Annotated in this window: 22 protein-coding genes; 15 read left to right on the top strand and 7 right to left on the bottom strand. The window is 62.6% G+C overall.

Annotation, left to right across the window (positions count from 1 at the left end; translation table 11 throughout):
• The first annotated feature begins 44 nt into the window (after positions 1 to 44).
• Both thrS and NE852_RS10820 read left to right on the top strand, forming a co-directional pair.
• Positions 45 to 2,051 carry a threonine--tRNA ligase gene (gene thrS / locus NE852_RS10825; RefSeq protein ID WP_258156507.1) on the top strand — a complete coding sequence of 669 codons (2,007 nt, stop codon included), beginning with the start codon at positions 45 to 47 and terminating at the stop codon, positions 2,049 to 2,051.
• A 103-nt stretch (positions 2,052 to 2,154) separates the two neighbouring features.
• Positions 2,155 to 2,994 (top strand): lysophospholipid acyltransferase family protein, encoded by an 840-nt coding sequence (locus NE852_RS10820; RefSeq protein ID WP_008526228.1) that lies wholly within the window; start codon positions 2,155 to 2,157, stop codon positions 2,992 to 2,994.
• A 21-nt stretch (positions 2,995 to 3,015) separates the two neighbouring features.
• Here the strand turns inward: NE852_RS10820 and NE852_RS10815 are convergent, their stop codons facing one another.
• Positions 3,016 to 4,113 (bottom strand): hypothetical protein, encoded by a 1,098-nt coding sequence (locus tag NE852_RS10815; protein ID WP_008526230.1) that lies wholly within the window; start codon positions 4,111 to 4,113, stop codon positions 3,016 to 3,018.
• Positions 4,114 to 4,226: 113 nt separating this feature from the next.
• Between NE852_RS10815 and NE852_RS10810 the strand changes: the two genes are divergently transcribed.
• From NE852_RS10810 to NE852_RS10800, 3 genes are all read left to right on the top strand, one after another.
• A complete protein-coding gene (locus NE852_RS10810) occupies positions 4,227 to 4,811 on the top strand; it encodes a nitroreductase (protein ID WP_008526232.1) in 585 nt (194 codons plus the stop codon).
• Positions 4,811 to 5,428 carry a flavin reductase family protein gene (locus NE852_RS10805; RefSeq protein WP_008526234.1) on the top strand — a complete coding sequence of 206 codons (618 nt, stop codon included), beginning with the start codon at positions 4,811 to 4,813 and terminating at the stop codon, positions 5,426 to 5,428. The genes NE852_RS10810 and NE852_RS10805 overlap by 1 nt, the downstream gene beginning before the upstream one ends.
• Positions 5,429 to 5,521: 93 nt before the next feature.
• Complete coding sequence (locus tag NE852_RS10800; protein WP_008526236.1) at positions 5,522 to 6,667, top strand: DUF2336 domain-containing protein; 1,146 nt, start codon at positions 5,522 to 5,524, stop codon at positions 6,665 to 6,667.
• Here NE852_RS10800 and NE852_RS10795 read toward each other — a convergent pair.
• Positions 6,664 to 7,095, bottom strand: a complete 432-nt coding sequence (locus NE852_RS10795; RefSeq protein WP_008526238.1) for a hypothetical protein — start codon at positions 7,093 to 7,095, stop codon at positions 6,664 to 6,666. The two genes, NE852_RS10800 and NE852_RS10795, sit on opposite strands and share 4 nt — an antisense overlap.
• A gap of 129 nt (positions 7,096 to 7,224) precedes the next feature.
• Between NE852_RS10795 and NE852_RS10790 the strand changes: the two genes are divergently transcribed.
• Complete coding sequence (locus NE852_RS10790; protein ID WP_008526240.1) at positions 7,225 to 7,683, top strand: GNAT family N-acetyltransferase; 459 nt, start codon at positions 7,225 to 7,227, stop codon at positions 7,681 to 7,683.
• A 14-nt stretch (positions 7,684 to 7,697) separates the two neighbouring features.
• Here the strand turns inward: NE852_RS10790 and NE852_RS10785 are convergent, their stop codons facing one another.
• The 3 genes from NE852_RS10785 to parE form a co-directional block, all read right to left on the bottom strand.
• Entirely contained in the window at positions 7,698 to 8,900 is a 1,203-nt protein-coding gene (locus NE852_RS10785; RefSeq protein WP_008526241.1) for an AI-2E family transporter, read from the bottom strand.
• A 116-nt stretch (positions 8,901 to 9,016) separates the two neighbouring features.
• Complete coding sequence (locus NE852_RS10780) at positions 9,017 to 10,156, bottom strand: esterase-like activity of phytase family protein (protein ID WP_258156506.1); 1,140 nt, start codon at positions 10,154 to 10,156, stop codon at positions 9,017 to 9,019.
• Positions 10,157 to 10,357: 201 nt separating this feature from the next.
• Positions 10,358 to 12,427, bottom strand: a complete 2,070-nt coding sequence (gene parE / locus NE852_RS10775) for a DNA topoisomerase IV subunit B (protein ID WP_258156505.1) — start codon at positions 12,425 to 12,427, stop codon at positions 10,358 to 10,360.
• Positions 12,428 to 12,633: 206 nt separating this feature from the next.
• On the opposite strand from parE, the gene NE852_RS10770 reads away from it, so the two are divergent.
• The 4 genes from NE852_RS10770 to NE852_RS10755 all read left to right on the top strand — a co-directional run bounded on the left by NE852_RS10770 (position 12,634) and on the right by NE852_RS10755 (position 16,823).
• A complete protein-coding gene (locus NE852_RS10770; protein ID WP_008526267.1) occupies positions 12,634 to 13,533 on the top strand; it encodes a phospholipase in 900 nt (299 codons plus the stop codon).
• A 127-nt stretch (positions 13,534 to 13,660) separates the two neighbouring features.
• Entirely contained in the window at positions 13,661 to 14,431 is a 771-nt protein-coding gene (tpiA, locus tag NE852_RS10765; RefSeq protein WP_258156504.1) for a triose-phosphate isomerase, read from the top strand.
• 119 nt (positions 14,432 to 14,550) lie between these two features.
• Complete coding sequence (secG, locus tag NE852_RS10760; protein WP_258156503.1) at positions 14,551 to 15,051, top strand: preprotein translocase subunit SecG; 501 nt, start codon at positions 14,551 to 14,553, stop codon at positions 15,049 to 15,051.
• 143 nt (positions 15,052 to 15,194) lie between these two features.
• Complete coding sequence (locus NE852_RS10755) at positions 15,195 to 16,823, top strand: CTP synthase (protein WP_008526281.1); 1,629 nt, start codon at positions 15,195 to 15,197, stop codon at positions 16,821 to 16,823.
• 46 nt (positions 16,824 to 16,869) lie between these two features.
• Here the strand turns inward: NE852_RS10755 and NE852_RS10750 are convergent, their stop codons facing one another.
• The gene (locus NE852_RS10750) at positions 16,870 to 17,958 is read right to left on the bottom strand and encodes a citrate synthase/methylcitrate synthase (protein WP_008526283.1); all 1,089 of its coding nucleotides are present in this window, start codon (positions 17,956 to 17,958) and stop codon (positions 16,870 to 16,872) included.
• A gap of 84 nt (positions 17,959 to 18,042) precedes the next feature.
• On the opposite strand from NE852_RS10750, the gene NE852_RS10745 reads away from it, so the two are divergent.
• The 5 genes from NE852_RS10745 (at position 18,043) to NE852_RS10725 (ending at position 24,581) form a co-directional block, all read left to right on the top strand.
• Positions 18,043 to 19,188 (top strand): citrate synthase, encoded by a 1,146-nt coding sequence (locus NE852_RS10745; protein ID WP_258156502.1) that lies wholly within the window; start codon positions 18,043 to 18,045, stop codon positions 19,186 to 19,188.
• Between the two features lie 123 nt (positions 19,189 to 19,311).
• Complete coding sequence (locus NE852_RS10740) at positions 19,312 to 19,830, top strand: FecR domain-containing protein (RefSeq protein ID WP_008526294.1); 519 nt, start codon at positions 19,312 to 19,314, stop codon at positions 19,828 to 19,830.
• A 5-nt stretch (positions 19,831 to 19,835) separates the two neighbouring features.
• Entirely contained in the window at positions 19,836 to 21,692 is a 1,857-nt protein-coding gene (locus NE852_RS10735; protein ID WP_008526297.1) for a CHASE2 domain-containing protein, read from the top strand.
• A 100-nt stretch (positions 21,693 to 21,792) separates the two neighbouring features.
• Positions 21,793 to 23,763: a DEAD/DEAH box helicase gene (locus NE852_RS10730; protein WP_258156501.1), complete on the top strand. Its 1,971-nt coding sequence runs from the start codon at positions 21,793 to 21,795 to the stop codon at positions 23,761 to 23,763.
• A gap of 149 nt (positions 23,764 to 23,912) precedes the next feature.
• Positions 23,913 to 24,581, top strand: a complete 669-nt coding sequence (locus tag NE852_RS10725) for a methyltransferase (protein ID WP_037171328.1) — start codon at positions 23,913 to 23,915, stop codon at positions 24,579 to 24,581.
• A gap of 84 nt (positions 24,582 to 24,665) precedes the next feature.
• Here the strand turns inward: NE852_RS10725 and NE852_RS10720 are convergent, their stop codons facing one another.
• Positions 24,666 to 25,322: a hypothetical protein gene (locus NE852_RS10720; RefSeq protein ID WP_308821736.1), complete on the bottom strand. Its 657-nt coding sequence runs from the start codon at positions 25,320 to 25,322 to the stop codon at positions 24,666 to 24,668.
• Positions 25,323 to 25,345: the final 23 nt, after the last annotated feature.

Below are 25,345 nucleotides of genomic sequence, written 5' to 3'. Positions count from 1 at the left end.
CAACCACCCGCATTCGTTGGCGGGACTGGACAAGGAGAATTTCGATGTCCCAATCCGTTTCCGTGACATTTCCCGATGGTTCGGTGCGCAGCTTCCCGGCTGGCGCGACCGGTAAGGATGTCGCCGAATCCATTTCCAGGTCGCTTGCCAAGAGCGCCGTCGCCATTGCGATCGACGGCGCCGTGCGCGACCTTTCCGATGCCGTGACCGACGGCAAGATCGAAATCATCACGCGCAAGGACGGCCGCGCGCTGGAACTCATCCGACACGATGCCGCGCACGTCATGGCCGAAGCGGTGCAGGAGCTTTGGCCCGGCACCCAGGTGACGATCGGTCCTGTGATCGAGAACGGCTTCTATTATGACTTCGCGAAGAACGAGCCTTTCACGCCTGACGATCTGCCGAAGATCGAAAAGAAGATGAAGGAAATCATCGCCCGCAACGCGCCCTTCACCAAGCAGATCTGGTCGCGAGAGAAGGCCAAAGAAGTTTTTGCCGCCAAAGGTGAAAACTACAAAGTCGAACTCGTCGATGCGATTCCTGAAGGACAGGATCTGAAGATCTACAATCAGGGTGAATGGTTCGACCTTTGCCGCGGCCCGCACATGGCCTCGACAGGCCAGATCGGCACCGCCTTCAAGCTGATGAAGGTTGCCGGCGCCTACTGGCGCGGCGACAGCAAAAACGCCATGCTGTCGCGCATCTACGGCACGGCATGGGCTGATCAGGCCGATCTCGACAATTATCTGCACGTGCTCGCCGAAGCCGAAAAGCGCGATCACCGCAAGCTCGGCCGCGAAATGGACCTGTTCCATTTCCAGGAAGAAGGCCCGGGCGTCGTCTTCTGGCACGGCAAGGGCTGGCGCATCTTCCAGACGCTCGTCGCCTATATGCGCCGCCGTCTTGCCGCCGACTATCAGGAAGTCAACGCGCCGCAGGTGCTCGACACCGCACTCTGGGAAACCTCAGGCCACTGGGGCTGGTACCAGGAAAATATGTTCGCCGTGAAATCGGCCCATGCCACGACGCATCCGGAAGACAAGGAAGCGGACAATCGCGTCTTCGCATTGAAGCCGATGAACTGCCCTGGACATGTGCAGATCTTCAAGCATGGCCTGAAGTCCTATCGCGAACTGCCGATCCGTCTCGCCGAATTCGGCCTCGTGCATCGCTACGAGCCCTCGGGCGCACTGCACGGGCTGATGCGCGTGCGCGGCTTCACACAGGACGACGCACACATCTTCTGCACGGACGAGCAGATGGCGGCCGAATGCCTGAAGATCAACGACTTGATCCTGTCGGTCTATGAAGACTTCGGTTTCAAGGAAATCGTCGTCAAGCTTTCGACACGTCCGGACAAGCGCGTCGGCTCCGACGCACTCTGGGACCGTGCGGAAGCAGTCATGACCGATGTCTTGAAGACGATCGAGGCGCAATCCGAAGGACGCATCAAGACCGGTATCCTGCCGGGCGAGGGCGCTTTCTACGGGCCGAAGTTCGAATATACGCTGAAGGACGCAATCGGCCGGGAATGGCAATGCGGCACGACGCAGGTCGACTTCAACCTGCCGGAACGCTTCGGCGCCTTCTATATCGACAGCAACTCCGAAAAGACGCAGCCGGTGATGATCCACCGGGCCATCTGCGGCTCGATGGAACGCTTCCTCGGCATCCTGATCGAGAACTTCGCCGGTCACATGCCGCTCTGGGTATCGCCGCTGCAGGTCGTCGTTGCGACGATTACCTCGGAAGCCGACGCTTACGGCGGGGAAGTGGCGGATGCGCTGCGCGACGCGGGGCTGCATGTCGAGACCGACTTCCGTAACGAGAAGATCAACTACAAGATCCGCGAGCATTCCGTCACGAAAGTTCCCGTCATCATCGTCTGCGGCAAGAAGGAAGCCGAAGAGCGCACGGTCAATATCCGCCGTCTCGGCAGCCAGGACCAGGTTTCGATGGGGCTCGACGCCGCCGTCGAGAGCCTCGCTCTGGAAGCAACGCCGCCAGACGTCCGCCGCAAGGCCGAAGCAAAGAAAGCCAGGGCGGCCTGAAAACCGTTGGCTCCGACAGCGCCGCGCTGGCGCTGTCGGAAATCTGTCATGAAGCCGCAATATTCTCGTCACGAACGTGGAGCGGGCTCGTACCGACGCCGAATTGCGCTTTGAAGAATTATCCTATGCCAATGACCGGGATCCGCGGCTAAAGCGCTGGCTGATCCGCTCGATCGAGGGACTCTCGGGCCGCGATCGCTTTGTCAGGCTCTACGACATCTGGCGCAGCGACATCATCGGCAAGAGCGACCGCGTGTTCGGAAAGTTGCTCGATCTCATCGACGTCGAGCTCGATGTCAGGGGCAGCTGGCCGCTCGAGCGCGTTCCTGCAGGGCCGATCGTCATCGTCGCCAACCACCCTTTCGGCATCGGTGACGGGGTGGCCGTACTGGCGCTTGCCGAGCAGCTCGGTCGCCCCTTCAGAGTACTGATCCACAACGACCTCTTGAAGGTGCCGGAGATGGAGCCCTATTCGCTGCCGATTTCCTTCGAAGAGACCAGGGAGGCGATGGTCATCAACATGAGGAGCCGGCACGAGGCCGTTCGGCTGCTGAAGGAGGGCACCACCATCATCGTCTTCCCGGCGGGTGGTGTGGCGACCGCCAGGAACGGCTTCGGCCGCGCTGAGGATCTGCCGTGGAAGATGTTTCCGGCAAAGCTCGTCCAGGCGACGCACGCCAGCGTGTTACCAATCTATTTCGAAGGTCAGAACGGCCTGCTATTCCATCTGGCGAGCCGGGTATCCATGACGCTGCGCCTATCGCTCCTGATCCGCGAATTTCGCCGGCTATCCGGCAGGACGATCACGGCGCATGTCGGCAAAGTGCTGACTTGGGAGACCCTGAGAAGCGGCGGCGACCGCAAGAATCTGCTTGAGCATCTCTACGAGGCCGTTTTCTCGATGGCGCCGCCAAAGTGCGCGCTGCAAAAAGGCTTCGGCTAGGCCGAAACCGCTTGCGGGAAATCAATCCAGGCTGGAGCCGTCGTCGCCCTGCGGCGCGAGTTGCTCGTAGGAGGGCAACGGCTGTTCCGGAGCCGGCTGAACGCCCGGGGGCGGTGGCGTGCCGGCCGGAGCCTGCTGCACCGTGCGGGCCGCGCTCACCGGCTGCTCCGGCTGCTGGTCCTTCATCAGGACCTCTACATCGGTATTCTTGCCGGCGACGACGGTGAAATCACGCTGGTAGATCTTATCCTTGTTACGGGCGACGGCGGAATATCCGCCCTCTGCGAGGACCATCGTCGGAAAGGCGCTGACGCTTTCGCCGACGCTGTCGCCGGCTGCCGTCAGGATCGACCAGGCCGTATCGGCGATCGCCTCGCCGCCGGTTTCGGAGACCAGTTTGAAGGTGATCTGCGCGGCGCGGTGCTGGATCGTCGCCTCGGTCAGCTTGCCGGCCTCGACCTGGATGTCGGCGCGGATGACGGCGTTGACGCTGCCATATTCGGAAACGATGTGATAGGTGCCGGCATTGAGACGGACGACCGTATTCGGTGAGACATCGGCCATGACGAGCCCGCGCTCGCCGTCGTCACGCACTTCCGAGGAATAGATCGAAAAGCTCAGCTGATCGGGACGGATGCGGGCATCGGTGCCGGAGACTGCGTTGAGCAGCAGGCCACCCGCATCGAGCACCATCACTTGCTTGTCGACCTCGCCGTCGACAGGCACGGTCAGTTTCTTGGTGACGCCGGCGCGGCCGAAGGAGACGTTGACGAAATAATCGCCGGGAGCGAGCTGGAAGGCGGCAGGCCCACCCTTGGCGCTGGCGATCAGTGGCAGCTTGCCGTCAGTTCCGGCAATCGGGCTGAAAACGTACCAGGAAAGGCCGTCCTCAATCGGCGCACCGTCCGATGTCAGCTTGGCCTCCATTGCGACATCGCGCAGCTTGGCGACTTCAGGCGCCGTGCCGGGCGCGATGAAGGCGTTGAGCTTCGGCATCTTTGACGTCGATTCGAGCTGCTTGAAGTCCTTGAAGGCCTCCTGGGCGCCGGCGCCGCAGGTCGTCAATGCCAACAGTGTGATGGCGAGGGCGATGCGTGCAAAAGGCGAAATGCCAAACATCTGTTTCGTGAACCGATTGACTTCTGAAATCGCAAAGGCCACTTCAAGACCAACGCGATGGCAAATTCAAGACCCACGCTTTGCAGCAGCCTAAAAATGAAAGCTTCTCCCGCATGAAATCCGATATCAAGCTGATCGACTACCTTGCTGTGCGCCGCTCCATCCCCGCTTTTCAGATGTGCGAACCAGGCCCAGAGAAGGCCGAGATCGAGGATATTCTGCGTCTTGCCTCGCGTGTTCCCGATCACGGCAAGATCGCCCCCTGGCGCTTCATCGTCTATCGCGGAGAGCAGCGAGCCCATCTCGGCGAAGCGCTTCTGAAGCTCGCGCTGGAAAAGAATCCCGAGCTTTCCGAAGAGATGATCCAGGTCGAGCGCACCCGTTTCACCCGCGCGCCGGTGGTCGTCGCCGTGGTCAGCAAGGCGGGGCCGCATATCAAGATCCCGGAATGGGAGCAACTGATGTCGGCAGGCGCGCTTTGCTTCAACGTCATTCTCGCCGCCAATGCGAATGGCTACGTCGCCAACTGGCTGACGGAGTGGTTCGCCTATGACGAACGCGCCTATCCGCTGCTCGGCGTTGGGCATGACGAGAAAGTGGCTGGTTTCATCCATATCGGCTCGACGACATTTCCGGCAATCGAGCGTCCGCGGCCGGAGCTTGCCGACACCGTGACCTGGGTCGGCGGAGAGGACTGATGTTCTACACCACCGACAACAACCAGCACGGGCTCGCGCATGACCCCTTCAAGGCGATCGTGTCGCCGCGCCCGATCGGCTGGATCGGCAGCAAGGGCAGGGACGGTTCGATCAACCTCGCGCCCTATTCCTTCTTCAATGCCGTAGCCGACCGGCCGAAGCTGGTTATGTTTTCTTCCGCCGGGCGCAAGCACAGCCAGCGCAACGCGGCTGAAACTGGCGTTTTCACCTGTAATTTTGTCAGCCGTAACCTTGCCGAGAAGATGAACCTCTCGTCGGCGGCACTGCCCTACGGCAGCAACGAATTCGACTTTGCCGGCCTGACACAGAAGCAGGCCGAACTGATAGACGCGCCCTATGTCGGCGAGGCTTTCGCGGTTCTCGAATGCCGGGTCACCGAGATGATTGAGCCAAAAACCCTGTCGGGCGCCCCTTCCGAAAACGTCCTCGTCTTCGGCGAGGTGGTCGGCATTCATATCGATGAGGCGATCGTCAGAAACGGCCGCCTCGACATGTCGATCGCCCGGCCGGTAGCGCGCATGGGCTATATGGATTACAGCGAAGGCAGCGATGTTTTCGAGATGCTCCGACCCCACGTCGAAACCCAATCGGCATGACACACAAAGGCTTAAGAAACATGGTGAACGAATCTTAAACCTTTTGCCGATACGGTCGCAGCAGTGAATGGAACGCGAGGGAATCGCGTTCGAGTGCTGGGGCATCGCGTGATCGTAGAAGCTTTCCTTCGTTGGATCGAAACCGCCAAGACCGGTGACCGGGCCAGGGCGGCAAATGCGCTCGGTCGGGCCTACCTGCAGTCAGCTATGTCTGCGGACGAGCGCAAGGCGGCCGAGATGGCGATGACCTTTCTTCTCGACGATCCGTCGCCGCGTGTGCGGCTTGCGCTTGCCGAGGCGATCGCCTGGTCGCCCGATGCGCCGCGCAGCCTGATCCTTTCGCTTGCCGAGGACCAGCCCGAGGTCGCCTGCCACGCCGTCACCTGTTCGCCGCTTTTGAGCGATGCCGATCTCGTCGACCTTGCCGCGCGCGGCAACGGCGCGACCCGCATGCTGATTGCTGCCAGAGCCCATGTGACGCGCCCGGTTTCCGCCGCTCTTGCCGAGGTCGGCGACGAAGAGGAACTTCTCTGCCTGCTTGAAAACGACGGCGCGGCGATCTCCAGCCAATCGCTGAAACGCATCGCCGGACGGCTCGGCGACAATTGCGACATCCGTAATCTGCTTCTCGACCGTAGCGATCTTCCGGCGGACGCTCGCCAACTGCTCACCCAGCATGTCAGCAATGCGCTGGTCGGTCTGCCGCTGGCGCAAGCTGCAATCGGCCTGCAGCGGCTCCAGCGCATCAGCCGGGAGGCGACCGAAGCTGCCATCGTTGCGATTGCCGGCGACATCGCGCCGCGTGAAATACCCGATCTCGTCGAACATCTGCGCCTCAACGGCCGGCTGACGCCATCCTTCCTGATGCATGCGCTCTGTGCCGGCAAGGTGGATTTCTTTGCTGCCGCGATCGTCGACCTGAGCAGTTGTGGCGAGCGCAGGGTGCGGTCGATCCTGGCGACCGGGCGCATGCATGCGGTGCGCGCGCTCTACGAATCCGCCGGCCTGCCGAGGGACATCAGCGTCATCTTCGTCGAGGCGACGCTGCTCTGGCGCGACGCCGCCAGGAAAGCTCCGGGCAGCCTGCTCGGCAATGTCTGCGGCCGTCTCCTCGAAAAATTCCGCCATCACGACGGCAACCACGGTGCTGTTGGCGAGTTGCTCGACATGGTGGAAAAACTGAGTGTCGCTGAACAGCGGCAATCAGCCCGTGTCTATGCGGCGCTTGCGGCGGCCTAATCGTTCAGCCGCGTCACCACCCAGGAATAGCTGGCGGATACGAAGTGCACGGGTTTGGACAGCGTCTCCTTGACGTCTCGGCCTGATGGAAGATGCGCGCGGACCTGGCCGGCGATGTTTTCAGCGAAGCCGGCGAGCCTTCCCACCGGTTCTTCGGCGTCCGCGGTGGGCACCGGAGCGGTCTCGGCGGTAGCCGCAGGCAAAGGTGTCGGCTTCGGCGGTTCGGCGGCGGCGAGCGCTTTCGGCGCCTCGCACACGGCGATCACCGAGGGATAGCTGACATTGGCATAGGCTTTCAGCCGGTTCTCGGCCTCGGCATCGCAGGCGGCAACGGTTTCCCAGCGCTTGTCGACCGTCGCGACATAACTGCATTGGCTGACGGAATCGTCGCAGCCGAGAATGGTCATGGCAATGAGCACCGCTTGCATATTCCGCCCCCTTGGCTATTGAACCTGACATCGCCGTAGATGGCGCAATTCCAACCGAAAGAAGGCGAAGGCATTAACTCTTCGTCATGTCGGGAAAAATTTGCGCCTCTTGCAAGCAACGGAGCCAGCATGTCCGTCACCATCGCCCAGGAGCCGCCGCGCCAGCATGGCATCATCCGCCTTCTCGATCTTTCCGATGCCTATGCGCAATCGCTCTATCCGGCGGAAAGCAACCATCTGGTTGACCTTTCATCGCTTGAGAAGCCTTCGGTGAGCTTCTTCGTCGCCCGCAATGACGGTGCGATCGTCGGATGTTGCGCGCTGGTCGAAGCCGGCGACGGCACGGCGGAGATCAAGCGCATGTTCGTCGACCCCGAAGCGAGGGGACTGAGGATCGCCAGCAGCCTGATGAACGCGATGGAGGCGATCGCCGCAGAAAAAGGACTGACGGCGATCCAGCTCGAAACCGGCATCTACCAGCCCGAGGCGATCGCCCTCTACCGCAAATACGGATATCGGGATATCGAACCTTTCGGCAGCTACCTGCCGGACCCGCTCAGCCTGTTCATGGAAAAGCGGCTGGGATAAGGTTCGGCGAACGCTCAGCCTTCGGCGACGCGAGGGATCGTTTTGGCCGGGGGAGCCTGCTCGTCGATGACGATCTGCGGTCCCGTTTCCATCTTTTCGACACTGCGGGCCTCGTGAATCCACTCGCGCCAGATGGCGACGATCAACGCCATCAGCACCGGGCCGATGAAGAGGCCGAGGAAACCCATCGTCTTCACACCGCCGACGAGTCCGAAGAAAGTCGGCAGGAAGGGCAGCTTGATCGGTCCGCCGACGAGCTTCGGCCGCAGCGTCTTGTCGACGATGAAGAGTTCGACGGTACCCCAGACAAAGAGGCCGATGCCGGCCACTTGCGAGCCGCTCGCCAGCAGATAGATCGAGACCAGCGTGAAGGAGAGCGGCGCACCGCCCGGTATCAGCGCCATAACGCCCGTGAGCACGCCGAGCGTCACCGGCGAGGGGACGCCGGCTATCCAGTAGGCGACACCGAGCACGATGCCTTCGCCGATCGCAATCAGCGTCATCCCCATGACGGTGGAACTGATCGTCGCCGGCACGACGCGGGAAATCCGCTCCCAGCGGTTCGGCAGGATGCGCTCACCCAGCATGTCGATCTGCTTGGAGAAAGAGAAGCCGTCGCGATAGACGAAGAACAGCGCGATCAGCATGAAGAGCAGCGTCAGGAGAAGATGGAAGGCGCCGCCGCCGGCCGCAAGGACGGCGCGGTAGATGTTGCCGATATGGGCGCCGCTGACAGCCTGGATGAGCTCGCCCAGGGCGCCAGGACTGCCGATATACTTGGTCCAGACTTCATCGAGATAGGAACCCGCAAGCGGCAAGGCGACGATCCAATCAGGCGTCGAGGCGCCGGCGCGGTTGGCGTGGATCGCCCAGGTGAGCCAGGTGCGCACTTCGCCCGTCGTATAAGCGACTGCCAGCCCGATCGGGATGACCAGGAAGGTGACGATCATGACGATGGCGATGGTCGCGGCGATCGTCGTATTGCCGCCGACGCGGGCAAGAAGCTTGCGGTAGAGCGGCCAGCTGGCAAAGCCGATGACGAGGGCGGCAAGCACCGGCACGAGGAAGCCATAGAAGAAATAGACGCCGGCCGCGACGATCAGGACAAGCAGCCAGCGCGCCGCCGAGATAGAAGGGATCAGCGGCGTGCGTGTCGGCGTCGACGACCCCAGCCATCGCGGCTCATGATTGGCTTTCTGACGATCGAACACACCCACACGCGCCTCTTCTTATTCTTGTACTCTGGTTATGGGCCATGATCCCGGCGGTTTCAAGGTGCGCAGCGTGAAAGCGTATACAAAGCGTCGCTATTCGACCGTCAGATGCCAGCATCTTACTGCTGCGGACGTCGTTGAATCTTGAAGGCGTAGAATTGCGTCTTCTGGTTGGCCGAGAAATTATTGTCCGAGCCGAGAATGAGGACGTCGCTGCCGTCCTTCGCCTTGCCGAGTGACATGGCCTCGATATTATCGGGAACGAGACCGATCGCTCTCAGATCGAGAACCTGGCTCTTGCGGGCGGGAACGACGCGCTGGTCGTTCTTGGCGAGCGAGGCGATGGCGGATACGTCAGTGGCGTCGGCGAGATCCATCATCATGATCTTGACGTTGTTTCCGAAGCCCTGGGCATAGCTGCGTTCGACGGCGAGCAGGCGGTGATCGTCGAGGGCGAGCATCTCGGACATGCCGTTGTCATTGCCGCCGTCGGCCTTGGTCGCCGCCTGCGGGATCGGCGAAACCGGGTAGACGTACTGAGCCTTCGGCTCGCCGGTTGCCCCGTCATAGCGGATGATCCGCGACAGGCTGCCCGATGTCAGCGAGGGGTTCGGGCCGTCCTGATAAAGGGCGGCTTCGACACCGACGAAAACATCGCCCGAGGGGGCTACGGCGAGATCTTCGAGGGCGAGGTTGTCGCGGATACCGCTCGACTTGTCGGCGGTCGGCGCGAAGCCCTCCGGCAGTTTGAATTCGCGGATGAAGGAACCATCAGGCGACGAAACGCGGATGAAGGGCGGCAGCAGCACCTTGGCATCGCCTTCGCTACCCCAGTAGATGCCGTCCTTGCCGAGGCGGATCGATTCCGGATCGACGGTCTTTGCGGCGAAAGGCTCGCCGTTATTGTCCTTGAGGGTGACGTGCTTGAGGATGGAAACGCCCTTCAGGCTTGAGGCATCGACATCGACGTCGAGTTCATAAAAGCGGGCCGGGGCTTTGTCCGAGCGATCATCGCTGATGGCGATATAGTGGCCGGTAGCGGCATCGAAATCGAGGCCTGAGATGCCGCCGAATTCAACGCCGTTTTCCATCTGACCTGTCGGGATAACGAATTCACCGAGATAGGAGAGCGAAATGCCGGCGGCGCAATCGCCGAAAGGGCAGGCGGTCTCGAAGGTGGCGCCGATATCGGTGGCGCTGACGGTGACAGTGCTGGACAGGAGAACGAAAGCGGCAGTCGCGAGAAAACGCTTGGTCATGGCAAATATCCGGCAAGGTTGAAAACGGTTGGAACAAGCGCAGGCGTTCCTCTCTCAGGAGAGGTCGCGCGCCGACCGCTTCATGCGCCGGTTGTTTGACGGAGTTGTTACGGTTCTTCGTCAGTTCCGTGAAATCGTGAATGCTGAAATGCGGCGCGCCGGACTGGATCAACCCGACCGTTCAGCGCGCCCGCACATGCCTTAGATGTCGAGGTTCTCAGCGAAGGCCGCGCGCTCCTGGATGAAGCGGAAACGGGCTTCCGGCTTGGTGCCCATCAGATCGTCGACGGCGCTGCGGGTGCCTTCGAAATCCACCTCGTCGATCAACACCTTGAGCAGCGTGCGCTTGGATGGGTCCATCGTGGTTTCCTTCAGCTGGGCGGGCATCATCTCGCCGAGACCTTTGAAGCGGCTGATCTCGACCTTGGCCTTGCCCTTGAACTCCGTCTGCATCAGCTCGGCGCGATGATTGTCGTCGCGGGCATAGGCGGATTTCGACCCTTGGGTGATCTTGTAGAGCGGCGGCACCGCGAGGAAGAGATGGCCGCCGCGCACCAACTCCGGCATCTCCTGATAGAAGAAGGTGATAAGCAGTGAAGCGATGTGGGCGCCGTCGACATCGGCATCGGTCATGACGATGATGCGCTCGTAGCGCAGATCTTCGTTGCGGTATTTCGACCGCGTGCCGCAGCCAAGCGCCTGGATGAGATCGGCGAGCTGCTGGTTGGCGCCGAGTTTTTCGCGGCCGGCGCTGGCAACGTTCAGGATCTTGCCGCGCAGCGGCAGAATTGCCTGGTTGGCGCGGTTGCGCGCCTGCTTGGCCGAACCGCCTGCCGAATCGCCCTCGACGATGAAGAGTTCGGCGCCCTCGGCGGTGTTCTGCGAGCAGTCGGCGAGCTTGCCGGGCAGGCGCAATTTCCGTACGGCCGTCTTGCGGTTGACTTCCTTTTCCTTGCGGCGACGCAGTCGCTCTTCGGCGCGCTCGATCACCCAATCGAGCAGCTTGGCCGCTTCGTTCGGATTGTCGGCAAGATAGTGATCGAAGGGATCGCGGAGCGCATTCTCGACAAGGCGCTGAGCCTCGACTGTTGCAAGTTTGTCCTTGGTTTGGCCGACGAATTCCGGCTCACGGATGAAGACCGACAGCATGCCCACAGCCGAGATCATCACATCGTCGGTAGTGATCTGCGCGGCCCGCTTGTTCTGCGTCAGCTCGGCGTAGGCCTTCAGGCCCTTGGTCAGCGCAATGCGCAGGCCCGCCTCATGCGTGCCGCCTTCGGGGGTCGGGATGGTGTTGCAGTAGGAATGGACCTGCGGGTCGCCGCCGTACCAGGTAATTGCCCATTCCATCGAGCCGTGGCCGCTCGTCTTCTCCGTCTTGCCCGCGAAGATTTCGCGGGTGACGGTGAATTCCTTGCCCATCGTCGCCTGGAGATAGTCCTTCAGACCGCCGGGGAAGTGGAAGACGGCTTTATCGGGGACTTCCGAACCTTCGGGCAAAACGCCCGGCTCGCAGCTCCAGCGGATCTCGACGCCACCGAAGAGATAGGCCTTGGATCGCGCCATGCGAAAGACGCGGCCCGCGTCGAATTTCATGTGATCCCCGAAGATCTGGGGGTCTGGATGGAAGCGCACGCGCGTGCCGCGGCGATTGTGGACATCGCCCAATTCCTCGAGCCCGCCCTGCGGCAGGCCGCGAGAGAATCGCTGGCGGTAGAGCTTGCGGTTTCGCGCGACCTCGACTTCGAGGAAGTCGGAGAGCGCGTTGACAACCGAGACGCCGACGCCGTGCAGACCGCCCGAGGTCTCGTAGGCCTTGCCGTCGAATTTACCGCCGGCATGCAGCTTGGTCATGATGACTTCGAGCGTCGACTTGCCCGGCACCTGCGGATGGTTCTCGACCGGGATGCCGCGGCCGTTGTCGGAGACCGAGAGATAGCCCTGCAGATCGAGATGCACCTCGATGAAATTGGCATGTCCAGCGACGGCTTCGTCCATCGCATTGTCGATGACTTCGGCGAAGAGGTGATGCAGCGCCTTTTCGTCGGTGCCGCCGATATACATGCCCGGGCGCATGCGCACCGGCTCGAGACCTTCGAGAACGCGGATCGACGAAGCGCCATACTCATCCGCGTTCGAAGCGGCAGGCGCGGGGCGAGGGCTAAGGGGCGGTGCAGCCACAGGCGCACGTTCGGCCGCAGCGGCGGGCTTCTGTGCCTCCTCGCGCTTTTCGAGGGGCAGTCCGGAAAAAAGGTCGTTGCTGTCGTCCATGGAGCCGTTCAGATCTTCCTGTCTTGGGCGGGCATCCGCCGCGGACCCAAAATCACCGCATTTTACGTCAGGTTTGCGAATCAGGCAGATTCTGCCAGAAAGCACCTCTTTACGCGACACCGCCTGTTTCGGCGGGCTTTTCAGACATGGTTTGCGTTGCCGGGCGCGGAATGGCAAGCGGCGGCAGGCCTCAGGAAACCATCCGCATGCGAATGTCCACAAGTCATTGCACCGTTATATCAGCAATTGCGGCCTTTTTGCTGTCCGCAGCTACGCTTTCCCTAGGCGGACCGGCAAGAGCGGGGGATGCGCTGCCCCCCTTCAAGGACGATCTGTTCTCGAAGCAGGCCGTGCTCCAGACAGGCGACGACGGCGCCCTCGAGGTGATCGACTATGACGAGATGCGCGATATCAACGGCCGCGACCAGATCCCCCAGAAGCGGGTCCAGCAGAAATATGTGGCGCTCGGCATCCGCAAGGCCCAGGCGGACGAGACTCTTTCCCTCGACGGCATGAAGCTCGATGTCACCAGGGTGGGACCGGCTCAGAATGCCGCCTTCACGGTGATCTTCATCCACGGCCGCGACGGCGACCGCCGGCTTGGGGCCAATGACTACAGCTTCGGCGGCAATTTCAACCGACTGAAGAACCTCGTCGCCGGCAATGGCGGCGTCTATTATTCGCCGACGGTGAGAAGCTTCGACAGTGATGGCGTTGCGGCGATCGAAGGCCTGATCCGCTATGCCAGCGCCCAATCGCCGGGCCGGCCGATCATCCTTTCCTGCGCCTCGATGGGCAGCCAGGTCTGCTGGGGCGTCGCGCGCGACGGCGACAGCGTCAAGCGGCTGAAGGGCATGCTTGTCATGAGCGGGGTGACCGATCCTGATTTCATCAAGAGCCCATTCTACAAGGCCAAGCTGCCGCTCTGGTTTGCGCATGGCAGCCGCGATCCGGTCTATGCCGCAGCCGACCAGCAGGCACTGTTCGAAAGCCTGCACAAGGCGAAATATCCGACGCGCTTCACGCTGTTTCAGACCGGGAACCACGGAACGCCGATCCGGATGATCGACTGGCGCCAGGTGCTCAACTGGATTCTCGCCGGCTGAGGCGTAATTTCGGCAGAAAATATGCTTGAGACCGCGGAGATTCCCCTTACGTCAAGGGCATGATGCTTTTCTTTGCTGCAAGCTTTTGATAATGCGGCCAAGGGCATGAATTTTGTGGAAGGCCGGTATGACACCTGACGTGCGCCCGCTCGTGGCGGGAAATTGGAAAATGAACGGCACGCGTGCCTCGCTGGATCAGATCAAGGCGATCGCCGAGGGCGTTCGCGCTCCGCTCGCCAATAAGGTCGAGGCGCTGATCTGCCCGCCGACGACGCTGCTCTATGTGGCGACGGCGCTGTGCACCGACAGCCCGCTTGCGATCGGCGCGCAGGACTGCCACCAGAAACCGTCAGGCGCCCATACCGGCGATATCTCGGCAGAGATGATCGCCGATAGTTTCGGGACCTATGTGATCGTTGGCCATTCCGAGCGGCGCACGGATCATGCCGAGACGGATCATCTGGTCCGCGCCAAGGCGGAGGCGGCTTTCGCCGCCGAATTGACCGCGATCATCTGCATCGGCGAGACGGCGGACGAACGCCGCGCCGGTCAGGAACTCGACGTTATCAAGCGCCAGCTTTCCGCCTCCGTTCCCGATGCCGCGAACGCCGAGAACACAGTCATCGCCTACGAGCCGATCTGGGCGATCGGCACTGGTGTCACGCCAACATCAGGCGATGTCGAAAAGGCGCATGCCTTCATGCGCGCAGAACTCGTGGCCCGCTTCGGCGATGAAGGTCGCAAGATGCGCCTTCTCTATGGCGGCTCGGTGAAACCGGCCAATGCCACCGAATTGCTTGGCATCGCCAATGTCGACGGAGCGCTGATCGGCGGCGCGAGCTTGAAAGCCGCCGACTTCCTCGCCATCTACCGGGCCTATGAAGGGCTGCTCGCCTGAGGCATTGTTCATTCCCGGGTTTATTCCTGGCCGAAGGGCTTGGAATAGATCAAAGCCTCATGTAAAGAGCCGCCAGAATTCTTAACTTTGCCCGTCTCCGGACGGGCAGGACTGGACCCATGCAGACAGTATTGATTGTCATCCATCTCATGATCGTGCTCGCCCTCGTCGGCGTTGTGCTCATTCAGCGCTCGGAAGGCGGCGGTCTCGGCATCGGCGGCGGCTCGGGCTTCATGTCGGCCCGCGGCACCGCCAATGCGCTGACGCGCACGACCGCGATCCTGGCGACCTTGTTCTTCCTCACCTCGCTCGGCCTGGGCATCCTGACCCGTTACGAGCGCCGTCCGACCGACATTCTTGACCGCATTCCGGCCACAGGTGGCCAGGGCAACGGCATTCTTGATTCGCTTGGCGGCGGCGCGCAGGCTCCGGCCCAGCCGGCCGGCAATGGTGTTCCGAACGGCGGCGCTGCCGCTCCGGCACCGGCTGCCCAGGCTCCGGCTGCAAATGCACCTGCGACGACTGCCCCGGCAGCTCCGTCGACGACTGCTCCGGCAACGCCCGCGGCTCCGGCCACGCCGGCGCCGGCTCAGCCCGCCGGCGTCCCGACGGGGCAGTAAGCCGGTCTTCGACATAAACCGCCGGCAGGCCCTCGGGTCTGCCGGTTTTCTTTTGTTCAGATTCCCGCGCGACGCTCCGAAAGTTCCGGAAAAGAATTTTTGGGCTGGTGGAATCGTTTTTGAAAAGGTATCCGGTGAATCCCATGGCGCGATACGTATTCATCACTGGCGGCGTGGTTTCCTCTCTCGGAAAAGGAATTGCGGCCGCGGCTCTCGGAGCATTGCTGCAGGCCCGTGGATATCGGGTGCGGCTTCGCAAACTCGACCCCTATCTGAACGTGGACCCGGGCACGATGAGCCCGACCCAGCACGGCGAGGTCTTCGTCACCGACGACGGCGCGGAAACCGATCTCGATCTTGGTCACTACGAACGCTTCACAGGGCGCTCGGCAACCAAGACCGACAACATCACCACCGGCCGCATCTACAAGAACATCATCGACAAGGAACGGCGCGGCGACTATCTCGGCGCGACGGTGCAGGTCATTCCGCACGTCACCAACGAGATCAAGGATTTCGTCACCGAGGGCAATGACGACTACGATTTCGTCATCTGCGAGATCGGCGGCACGGTCGGCGACATCGAGGCGATGCCGTTCATGGAGGCGATCCGCCAGCTCGGCAACGATCTGCCGCGCGGCACTGCCGTCTACGTCCACTTGACGCTGATGCCTTACATTCCGGCTGCCGGCGAACTCAAGACCAAGCCGACGCAGCATTCCGTCAAGGAACTGCAGGCGCTCGGCATCCATCCCGACATCCTGCTGGTGCGCGCCGACCGGGAAATCCCGGAAGCCGAGCGCCGCAAGCTTTCGCTGTTCTGCAACGTGCGTCCATCCGCCGTTATCCAGGCGCTCGACGTCGCCAATATCTACGACGTGCCGATGGCCTATCACAAGGAAGGCCTCGACGACGAAGTGCTCGCCGCCTTCGGCATCGAGCCGGCGCCGAAGCCGCGTCTCAACCAGTGGGAAGAGGTCTGCAACCGCATCCGCACGCCGGAAGGCGAGGTGACGATTGCCATCGTCGGCAAGTACACCGGCCTCAAGGATGCCTACAAGTCACTGATCGAAGCACTGCATCACGGCGGCATCGCCAATCGCGTCAAGGTCAAGCTCGAATGGATCGAGTCCGAGGTCTTCGAGAAGGAAGATCCCGCACCCTATCTTGAAAAAGTTCACGGCATTCTCGTGCCCGGCGGCTTCGGCGAACGCGGCTCCGAGGGCAAGATCCACGCGGCGCGCTTCGCCCGCGAGCGCAAGGTTCCCTATTTCGGCATCTGCTTCGGTATGCAGATGGCCGTCATCGAAGCGGCACGCAATCTCGCCGACGTTGAAGCGGCATCCTCGACGGAATTCGGCCCGACGAAGGAGCCGGTGGTCGGCCTGATGACGGAGTGGGTCAAGGGCAACGAGTTGCAGAAGCGCACGGCGGCCGGCGATCTTGGCGGCACGATGCGTCTCGGCGCTTACAAGGCGGCGTTGAAGAAGGGCACGAAAATCTCTGAAATCTACGGCTCGACCGATATTTCCGAGCGTCATCGCCATCGCTACGAAGTCAATATCGACTACAAGGACCGGCTCGAGAACTGCGGCCTCGTCTTCTCCGGCATGTCGCCGGATGGCGTGCTGCCGGAGACGATCGAATATCCCGATCATCCCTGGTTTATAGGGGTGCAGTACCATCCCGAACTGAAAAGCCGTCCGCTCGATCCGCATCCGCTTTTTGCCAGCTTCATCGAAGCGGCGACGGAACAGAGCCGGTTGGTTTAAAATTCGGCCGCTCCCTCTGAAACGAGGGAGCGGCTTTTTCTTTGCGTCACGCTGCTTCCGGCAACGGCCCGACGTAGACCGAGCGCGGGCGGATGAGACGGCCTTCCAGCGCCTGTTCGCGGGCATGGGCGATCCAGCCGACGGTGCGGCCGATCGCGAAGACGCCGGTGAAGGCATCGCGCGGGAAACCGAGGCTTTCCAGCAGCAGCGCGGTATAGAATTCCACATTCACATCCAGCGGCCGGTCGGGTTTGCGTTCTTTCAGAATCGCGAGGGCTGCCTGTTCCACTGCTTCGGCAAGCGCGATTCTGCTGGCATTGACCTGGCCTGCGGCAACGAGCGGCTTCAACGCATTCTTCAGGGCATCGGCACGGGGATCGCGCACGCGATAGACTCGGTGGCCGAAGCCCATCAACCGTTCACCGCGATCGAGCGCCTGATATAGCCAGGGGCCGGCATTGGCCTCGCTGCCGATACCGTCCAGCATATCGAGCACCGGTCCCGGCGCGCCGCCATGCAGCGGTCCCTTGAGCGCGCTGATCGCCGCCAGCACCGAGGAGGTGAGGCCGGCGCGGGTCGAGGCGATGACACGCGATGCGAACGTCGAGGCGTTCAGGCCGTGATCCGAGATCACAACGAGATAGGTGTCGAGGGCTGCGGTCTGCTCGACACTCGGCACCGCGCCTAAGAGCATGCGCAGGATGTCGGTCGACTGTGAGAGGCCCGCATCGGGCTTTACTGGCTTTTCGCCTCGCTGCAGGCGCAGAACCGCCGGCAGGAAGACGGCGGTTGCGGCAAGCAGACGAAGCACGGTATCTATATCCTCGCCGTCAGGTAGGCGGGCAACAAGAGCACGCATAGCATCGACCGGCGGCAGCTTCAGCAAGCGAGTATCGGCAGTCTTGACTTCGGCGAAAACTTCCATGCGTGCCTGGCCGAGCCGACGGCGCAATTCGCTTGCGTCGAGATGCGGCTCGATCAGGCCGTCCAGCAGCAGGGCGGCGACGTCCTCATAGGTGCTGCTTCCTGCCAGATGATCCAGCGATACGCCGCGGATGATCAGTCGGCCGGCTTCGCCGTCCACATCCGAGAGCTGGGTCTCAGCGGCAATGACATCTTCCAAACCATTTTTCATGGGTCTTTCTCCTTTACCGGATGAAAGATCGGATCTACTTTAGTTGACGTCAATCTTGACGCAATTGATCAATGTGAGACCGACATGAGCTGGCTGACAGCGGAAGAAGCGCTGGCCGAACTCGGCACCAAGCCGCAGACGCTTTATGCCAATGTCAGTCGCGGCCGCATCCGCGCCAAGCCCGATCCCGTCGACCCGCGCCGCAGCCTCTATCAGGCTGCCGATGTGCAGCGGTTGGCCGAACGCCATGCCGGACGCCGCAAGGCCGAAACGGTCGCCGCCGAGACGATTCGGTGGGGCGACCCTGTGCTCGCGTCGGCGATCTCGACCATCACCGGCGGGCGCCTCTTCTATCGCGGACGGGATGCTGCCGATTTCGCCGACACTGCGACGCTGGAACAGACGGCCGCCTTGCTCTGGAACGGAGCGGAAACACTCTCGTCCGGCATCGGGAATGCAAATGCCGCGCCATCCCTTGAGGCCGCCTTCGTGGCGCTGGCCGCGCGCGTGACGACTGATCTGCCGTCGCTCGGCCGATCGCAGGCGGCGCTTCGGCGCGAGGCGCTCGGGGTTCTCTCCACCATAGCCGATGCGCTGGCGCCTGGCCCTGCGAGCCAGCCGCTGCATCTCAGGCTTGCGGCAAGCTGGCAGCGCCCGGAGGCGGGCGATTGCCTGCGCCGCGCGCTGGTTCTGCTTGCCGACCACGAACTCAATGTCTCGACCTTTGCAGCACGAGTGACGGCATCGGCGGGTGCCGCCCTTTCGGCTGCGGTGCTTTCCGGTCTTGCGACGCTGACTGGACCATTGCACGGCGCCGCCTGGCAGAGTGTCGGGGCATTGATAGAAGTTGCTTCCGCACTTGGCGCAGAGCAGGCGATCCGCCGCACGCTTGCTCAGGGCAATCACCTGTCGGCCTTCGGCCATCCGCTCTATCCCGACGGCGATGTCAGGGCTCTTGCGCTGCTTTCGCATTTTCCTCTGCCGCCGCGGTTTGCCGAGGTGCGGGAAATCGGTGAGGAGATAGTCGGCGATAAGGTCAACGCCGATTTTGCGCTCGCGGCGATGACCGCCGCCTTCGATCTCCCGCGAGAGGCGCCGATCATCATCTTTGCGATTGCCCGCTCTACCGGCTGGCTGGCGCATGCGATGGAGCAGATCGACAGCGGCCAATTGATCCGGCCGCGGGCGCGTTATGCCGGACCGGCGCCCGAAGCCGTTACCGGCCGCTGAACGTGCCACGCTGCTTTTTTCGCATAGGGAAACATCCGAATTCGGCTATCATGCCGCAAATGGAAGAAGACGGTTGGCGAACACTCTCGCAAAAGCTGTTCCGCGCGGTCAAAGGGGCTTTCCATGCATACGATGCTTCGCAGTCTGCTTGCCGCCGCACTTGCTGTCGGCCTGTTTTCGCATGCGGCCGCCTTTGCCCAGTCTGCCGGTTGCGCGATGTCGCGCGATGCGGGCGCCCGCCAAGTGCTCAGTTGTCCGGGCGGCGTCAAAATCACGGCGGAAGCGGGCGCTTCCTTCCGTCTCGCCGACCGCAACCGTGACGGCAGCCCCGATTCCTTATCGCTGCGCAGCAAGGCTGTCCTGGTCGACGTCGACAGCAGCCAGCACGCCGGCGGTTTTCAGGTCGTGACGCCGCAGGCGATCGCCGCGGTGCGCGGCACGCAATGGGCCGTCGATGTAGCAAGCGGCAAGACGTCGGTTCTGGTCGTCAGAGGCAGCGTCGCGGTCCGCCGGCCAACCAGCGAACCGGTGGTGCTGTCGCCGGGCGAGGGCGTCGATGTCGGCAGCGGAACGGAGCCGCTCGTCGTCCGCCGCTGGCCGGCGCCGCGTGCCACCGCCCTTCTTGCCCGCCTCGGCCAATAAATGCCATGAACCACCGCCAGCAGACCGTGATCGCGCTGCTGCTCGCCGGTCTCTGGGGGGCAGTGCTTGGCTATATCAATCTCAATGCCGGCGGCGGCCTCCTCGACCGGATGGAAGCGTCGCTCGCGGATATCCGCAGCGCCATCGTCGGAGCGAAAACGCCGCCACCCATCGTCTCAATCGTCGCGATCGACGACCGCACGGCGGTGGCCCATGGTTACCCGCTGGATCGGGCGACACTGGCGCGCCTCGTCAATGCGATTACCGCCTTGAGGCCGAAAGCGCTCGCTCTCGACATTCTGCTGGTCGATCCCGGACCGGAGGAGGGCGATGCGGCACTTGCCGCGGCCCTTCGACAGGGCTCGAGCGTGATTGCCGCTGCGGCCACCTTTGCTCAGAGCCGGCAGCAGGTCACCGATGCGGCCGGCGATCCGCTTGCAGCCATTCCCGAGGCAAACCAGCTTCTGTTGCCGCTTCCCCGTTTTGCCGAGGCGGCCGCGGTCGGCATCGTCAATGTCGCCACAGACCAGACGGGCACGCCGCGCTTCATTCCGCTGATCTCACGCGCCACAGATCGGCTGGATCCGGCTTTTCCGCTACGCGCCGCGTCGTTGGCGCTTAGCGTCGATCCGACGATCGAACGCGATGCCATCATGCTCGGAACGCTGCGCATTCCCACAGATATCGGCCAGCGTCTGCCGGTAACTTTCTACGGTGGACGCGGCAGCATCGCTACGTTCAGCGCCGCCGATGCGCTGGATGGAGAACTTTCGGCGGATGAGGTGACCGGCCGCATCGTCGTCATCGGTTCGACGGTGACCGGCGGCGGGGACGTCTTCCCGACGCCGTTCGACCCCGTCATGCCCGGCGTCGAGGTGATGTCGACGGCGATTACTCATCTCATCGCGGGCGATGGCATGGTGCGCGACCACAGGATAAGGTTGCTCGATGCCGGCACGGCCGTCGGCCTGCCGCTGGTGCTCGTTTCGCTGATTGCCTGGCGACGGAGCGCCGTCGGCTACCTCATTATTGTGCTGATGCTGATCGTCTGGGCGATGATCAACCTGTCGGCCTATGCGCACGGCTACTGGCTGAGTGCGGCGCTGCCGATCGCCGCAGCACTGCCGCCGGCGCTGATCTTCGGTGCTGCCGAGCTCTGGCTCGACCGCAGCCGCGCCCGCCATTACGCCGAGCAGAGCGCGCTGCTACAGCGCATCGAGGCGCCCGGTCTCGGGGAGTGGCTGGCCCGCGATCCGAATTTCCTCACCGAGCCCGTGCGCCAGAACGCCGCCGTCGTCTTCATCGATCTATCGGGGTTCACCGGCCTCAGCGAAAGCCTCGGGCCGGTCAAGGTGAGCGAGGTGCTGAGCGGCTTCTTCGAGCTGATCGACGAGGAGGCCCGCGCTCACGGCGGCGCCATCACCAGCTTCATGGGCGATGGAGCGATGATCTTGTTCGGTCTTCCGGGGCCGGCCGATGACGATGCCGCACGTGCGGCTGCCTGCGCAGTCAACCTGTGCGACCGAACCCGGGCCTGGCTCGGAGTGCATGCCGGCTTCGCCCAGAAGAAGATAGGCTTCAAGGTCGGCGCCCATTGCGGGCCGATCGTCGCCTCGCGCCTCGGCACCGGCGACCGGCAGCAGATCACGGCGGCGGGCGATACGGTGAATGTCGGCAGCCGCCTGATGGAGGTCGCCGCCCGCCATGGTGTCGAGCTGGCGCTCAGCGCTGAAATCGTTCGTGCGGCGGGCCCCGACAGCGTGCTCCTCAAGTCCGGCCGGATCGAAGGGCCGTTGGAAACCGAGCTGCGCGGACGGGCCAGCCACATCGACGTCTGGCTGTGGCGAAGCCGCACGCTTTGACAATCGCCGCGGGAGCGGCTAGGAACGGCGCAAACACCCCGCCGGCTGGCTCCGGCCATGGCGTGAATAACGCGCCTGACAGCTCCGAAAGATCGAACCCATGACAGAATTCAACGGCGTCGTTCCGGCGATCGCCAAGGCGTTGCAGAAGCGCGGTTACGCCGAACTCACCCCGGTGCAGCAGGCGATGCTCGACCCGAAGCTTGCCGCATCCGACGCGCTGGTTTCGGCCCAGACGGGCTCAGGCAAGACCGTCGCCTTCGGACTGGCGCTGGCGCCGACGCTGCTCGACGGGAGCGATCGTTTCGGCACTGCCGGAGCGCCGCTCGCCCTCGTGATCGCCCCGACACGCGAGCTTGCCCTGCAGGTAAAGCGCGAGCTCGAATGGCTTTATGAGATGACGGGCGCTGTGATCGCGAGCTGCGTCGGCGGCATGGACATCCGTAGCGAGCGCCGCTCGCTCGAACGCGGCGCCCATATCGTCGTGGGCACGCCCGGCCGTCTCTGCGACCATATCCGCCGGCATGCGCTCGACATGTCCGAGCTGAAGGCCGCCGTGCTCGACGAGGCCGACGAGATGCTCGATCTCGGCTTCCGCGAGGACCTGGAATTCATCCTCGACTCGGCGCCGGACGAGCGCCGGACACTGATGTTTTCGGCGACCGTACCTGCCGCGATCGCCAAGCTCGCCAAGAGCTATCAGCGCGATGCCGTACGCATCAGCACGCAGGCCGAGGAGAAGCAGCATGTCGATATCGAATATCGCGCGCTTGTCGTGGCTCCGGCCGACCGCGAGAACGCCATCATCAACGTGCTGCGCTATTACGAAGCGACCAACGCCATCGTCTTCTGCTCGACGCGCGCTGCCGTCAATCATCTGACCGCACGCTTCAACAACCGCAATTTCTCCGTTGTAGCTCTATCTGGCGAGCTGACACAGAACGAACGTAGCCATGCGCTGCAGGCGATGCGTGACGGGCGTGCTCGCGTGTGCATCGCAACCGACGTCGCCGCCCGCGGTATCGATCTGCCGGGCCTCGATCTCGTCATCCATGCCGACCTTCCGACCAATCCGGAGACGCTGCTACACCGCAGCGGTCGCACTGGACGCGCGGGACGCAAGGGCATCAGCGCCATGATCGTGCCGCTGAATGCGCGGCGCAAGGCCGAGCGTCTGCTCGACAATGCCGGTATTTCGGCAGCCTGGGCGCGGCCGCCGTCGGCCGAGGAAGTAAACGAACGCGACGACGAACGGCTGCTCGCCGATCCGATCTTCAGCGAAGCGCCGCAAGAGGAAGAACAGGGGCTGGTGCAGCAGCTGCTTTCCAGCCACGGCGCCGAAAAGCTCGCTGCCGCCTTCCTGCGCCTTTACCGCACCAACCATTCGGCGCCGGAGGATCTGATCGAGGTCACCGTGCAGGACGGGGGCAGCCGCAAGCGCCGCGACAATGCAGAGCCTTACGAGCCGGCGCAGAAGGGACCGCGCGAGGATTTCGGCGCCAGCGTCTGGTTCTCCGTTTCGGTCGGCCGCAAGCAAAATGCCGAGCCGCGCTGGCTGATCCCGATGCTCTGCCGCAACGGCAATGTCACCAAGCGCGAGATCGGCGCGATCAAGATGCAGCCCGAGGAAACCTTTGTGGAGATCGCGGCGGCGAGTGCCGAAAGCTTCCTGGCGGCGATCGGGCCGAACAAGGCGCTCGAACGCGGCATTCGCGTGACCAAGCTCTCCGGCACGCCGGATTTCAGCCGCGCCCCGTCGCCGAAACCTTATGCCGGCAAGCCATCTCGTGACGAGCGGCCAGGCGACGCCTCCCGTGGCGAACGTCCAAAGAACAAGTTCGGCAAGGGTCCGGGCGGCGGATATGCTGCAGCCGACAATAGCGGCCAGCAAAGGCAGGATAGCAAGCCCTGGAGCAAGAAACCCGGCAAGCCCGGCTTCGATGGTCCGAAATCAGATAAGCCGAAGTTCGACAAGCCTAAATACGACAAGCCAAGATTCGAAGGCGGGAAATCCGAGGGCAAGGGTGGCGCCGGGCCGAAGAACAAGTTCTCGAAGAAGAAGCCCAGCTGATTTCGCCGCAGCCCTTCGCCGGTTCGGGCGGAGGGCTTTGTCTGACGATTGGCCGACAAGCGGAATGTCTCGACAGCGGCATGCCGCATCTCGCCATGAAGAACTCTTGAATCGTTGGATTTTATAGCGGGATGGGGAGCATGACGACGATGAAACGCTCCGGCCCGCCGCGTCCCGATCCGGCCGCCTTCATCCAGGCCTATCTGCCGATTTCACCCGTTCCCGCCACTCCCGAAATCCTCCTCCATACCGCGGGCCCTGCGAGCGGGCTCTGGCGGCTTGCCGGCCGCGGAGAAGCCGATCCGGCGCCTTACTGGGCCTATCCTTGGGCCGGCGGCGCCGTGCTTGCCCGCCATCTGCTCGATCGGCCGGAAGTGGTCGCCGGCCGCCGCGTCGTCGATCTCGGCGCCGGCTCCGGGCTCGTCGCCATTGCGGCGGCCAAGGCCGGAGCTGCCGCGGTGACGGCGGTCGATGTCGATGCCAACGCCATTGCCGCAATCGGTCTCAACGCGGCGGTGAACGGCGTGAACATCGTCGCCGTCGCCGCCGATATCATCGAGGCGCTGCCGCCAGAGGAGACTGATCTCCTCGTTGTCGGCGACCTGTTTTACGATTCCGCGCTTGCCTTGCGCGTGATGGCTTTCCTGCGGCGTTGCCAGGCCTCCGGCATCGAGGTGCTGATCGGCGATCCCCATCGCGCCTACTTGCCGCAGAAAGAACTTCAGCGGATTGCGGCTCATGCGGTTCCGGATTTCGGCGAGGGGCGGGGGAGTGGCGCGGTTCAGGCGGGCGTCTTTTCGCTTGTCAGCAATAGCTGAAAGGCGAGATCGACAATTCGTCTTGCTACCGCGTTATCCTCTACCTGAGCCAAAGGCTGCATGCTCGGTGAGGACGCAGTGCCTTTATTTTCCGTCATCGACGCAGATGCCGGCTGAACGACAGGATTCAGGATCAATGCCAAAGGCAGCTGAAAAAGACTGGTCAAAACATCTATTGTCGGATGAATAGTCCATCTCGATCAGAGCAAACCATTTCTTTGTGGCTCTCGTCGGATAATAGTCTTCGGTCTGGTAGTAATACCTTCCAAAACATTGGCGTGGCTGTGCCTCTTTCGGCAAAATTCCATATTTTATAAGATTCTGAAATTGATCTTGTTCTGCCGATATCTCCTTTTCGATGAAGTCAGTGACAATTGGCTGGAGTTCCGGGTAATTTGCAACGCAATTGCGTACGATCTGGTCCTCATTACCTTTATGCGCGAAGACCATGTAGCCGATGTCGGGTACTGGCTTGCGCGCCTCAAGCTCGCTTCCATCCAGGATTGTATGGCCTTTCAGCACACTGAGCTTTTCAATCAGCGACCGGTACCGCCTGAGATGCTCGGCCATGCTATCAGAGCAAAGAATAAGTGTTTTTGGCGTCGCTGCTTCTTTCAACTCGGGCGTTAGCCACTCAATCGCCCAGGGGGCATTCGCGGCGGAAGATGGTTCCAGTGCGGGGCTTCCTTGCACCGCCGCAACGGCGACCGAACAGGCTGCGAGAAGGATGACAGCCGACACCGTACACCTGGATAACATTAAAC

Origin of the sequence: Rhizobium sp. Pop5, assembly GCF_024721175.1 — a bacterium.
Taxonomy (GTDB): domain Bacteria; phylum Pseudomonadota; class Alphaproteobacteria; order Rhizobiales; family Rhizobiaceae; genus Rhizobium.
The sequence above is the reverse complement of the archived record's forward strand: the minus strand, read 5'-3'. Positions and strand labels throughout refer to the sequence as shown.

Coding starts and splice junctions, on each gene's coding strand:
- thrS (WP_258156507.1), top strand. CDS start 45: ATGTCCCAATCCGTTTCCGTGACATTTCCCGATGGTTCGGTGCGCAGC.
- NE852_RS10815 (WP_008526230.1), bottom strand. CDS start 4,113: ATGTTTGGCATTTCGCCTTTTGCACGCATCGCCCTCGCCATCACACTG.
- NE852_RS10810 (WP_008526232.1), top strand. CDS start 4,227: ATGAAATCCGATATCAAGCTGATCGACTACCTTGCTGTGCGCCGCTCC.
- NE852_RS10805 (WP_008526234.1), top strand. CDS start 4,811: ATGTTCTACACCACCGACAACAACCAGCACGGGCTCGCGCATGACCCC.
- NE852_RS10795 (WP_008526238.1), bottom strand. CDS start 7,095: ATGCAAGCGGTGCTCATTGCCATGACCATTCTCGGCTGCGACGATTCC.
- NE852_RS10790 (WP_008526240.1), top strand. CDS start 7,225: ATGTCCGTCACCATCGCCCAGGAGCCGCCGCGCCAGCATGGCATCATC.
- NE852_RS10780 (WP_258156506.1), bottom strand. CDS start 10,156: ATGACCAAGCGTTTTCTCGCGACTGCCGCTTTCGTTCTCCTGTCCAGC.
- parE (WP_258156505.1), bottom strand. CDS start 12,427: ATGGACGACAGCAACGACCTTTTTTCCGGACTGCCCCTCGAAAAGCGC.
- NE852_RS10770 (WP_008526267.1), top strand. CDS start 12,634: ATGCGAATGTCCACAAGTCATTGCACCGTTATATCAGCAATTGCGGCC.
- tpiA (WP_258156504.1), top strand. CDS start 13,661: ATGACACCTGACGTGCGCCCGCTCGTGGCGGGAAATTGGAAAATGAAC.
- secG (WP_258156503.1), top strand. CDS start 14,551: ATGCAGACAGTATTGATTGTCATCCATCTCATGATCGTGCTCGCCCTC.
- NE852_RS10755 (WP_008526281.1), top strand. CDS start 15,195: ATGGCGCGATACGTATTCATCACTGGCGGCGTGGTTTCCTCTCTCGGA.
- NE852_RS10750 (WP_008526283.1), bottom strand. CDS start 17,958: ATGAAAAATGGTTTGGAAGATGTCATTGCCGCTGAGACCCAGCTCTCG.
- NE852_RS10745 (WP_258156502.1), top strand. CDS start 18,043: ATGAGCTGGCTGACAGCGGAAGAAGCGCTGGCCGAACTCGGCACCAAG.
- NE852_RS10740 (WP_008526294.1), top strand. CDS start 19,312: ATGCATACGATGCTTCGCAGTCTGCTTGCCGCCGCACTTGCTGTCGGC.
- NE852_RS10735 (WP_008526297.1), top strand. CDS start 19,836: ATGAACCACCGCCAGCAGACCGTGATCGCGCTGCTGCTCGCCGGTCTC.
- NE852_RS10730 (WP_258156501.1), top strand. CDS start 21,793: ATGACAGAATTCAACGGCGTCGTTCCGGCGATCGCCAAGGCGTTGCAG.
- NE852_RS10725 (WP_037171328.1), top strand. CDS start 23,913: ATGAAACGCTCCGGCCCGCCGCGTCCCGATCCGGCCGCCTTCATCCAG.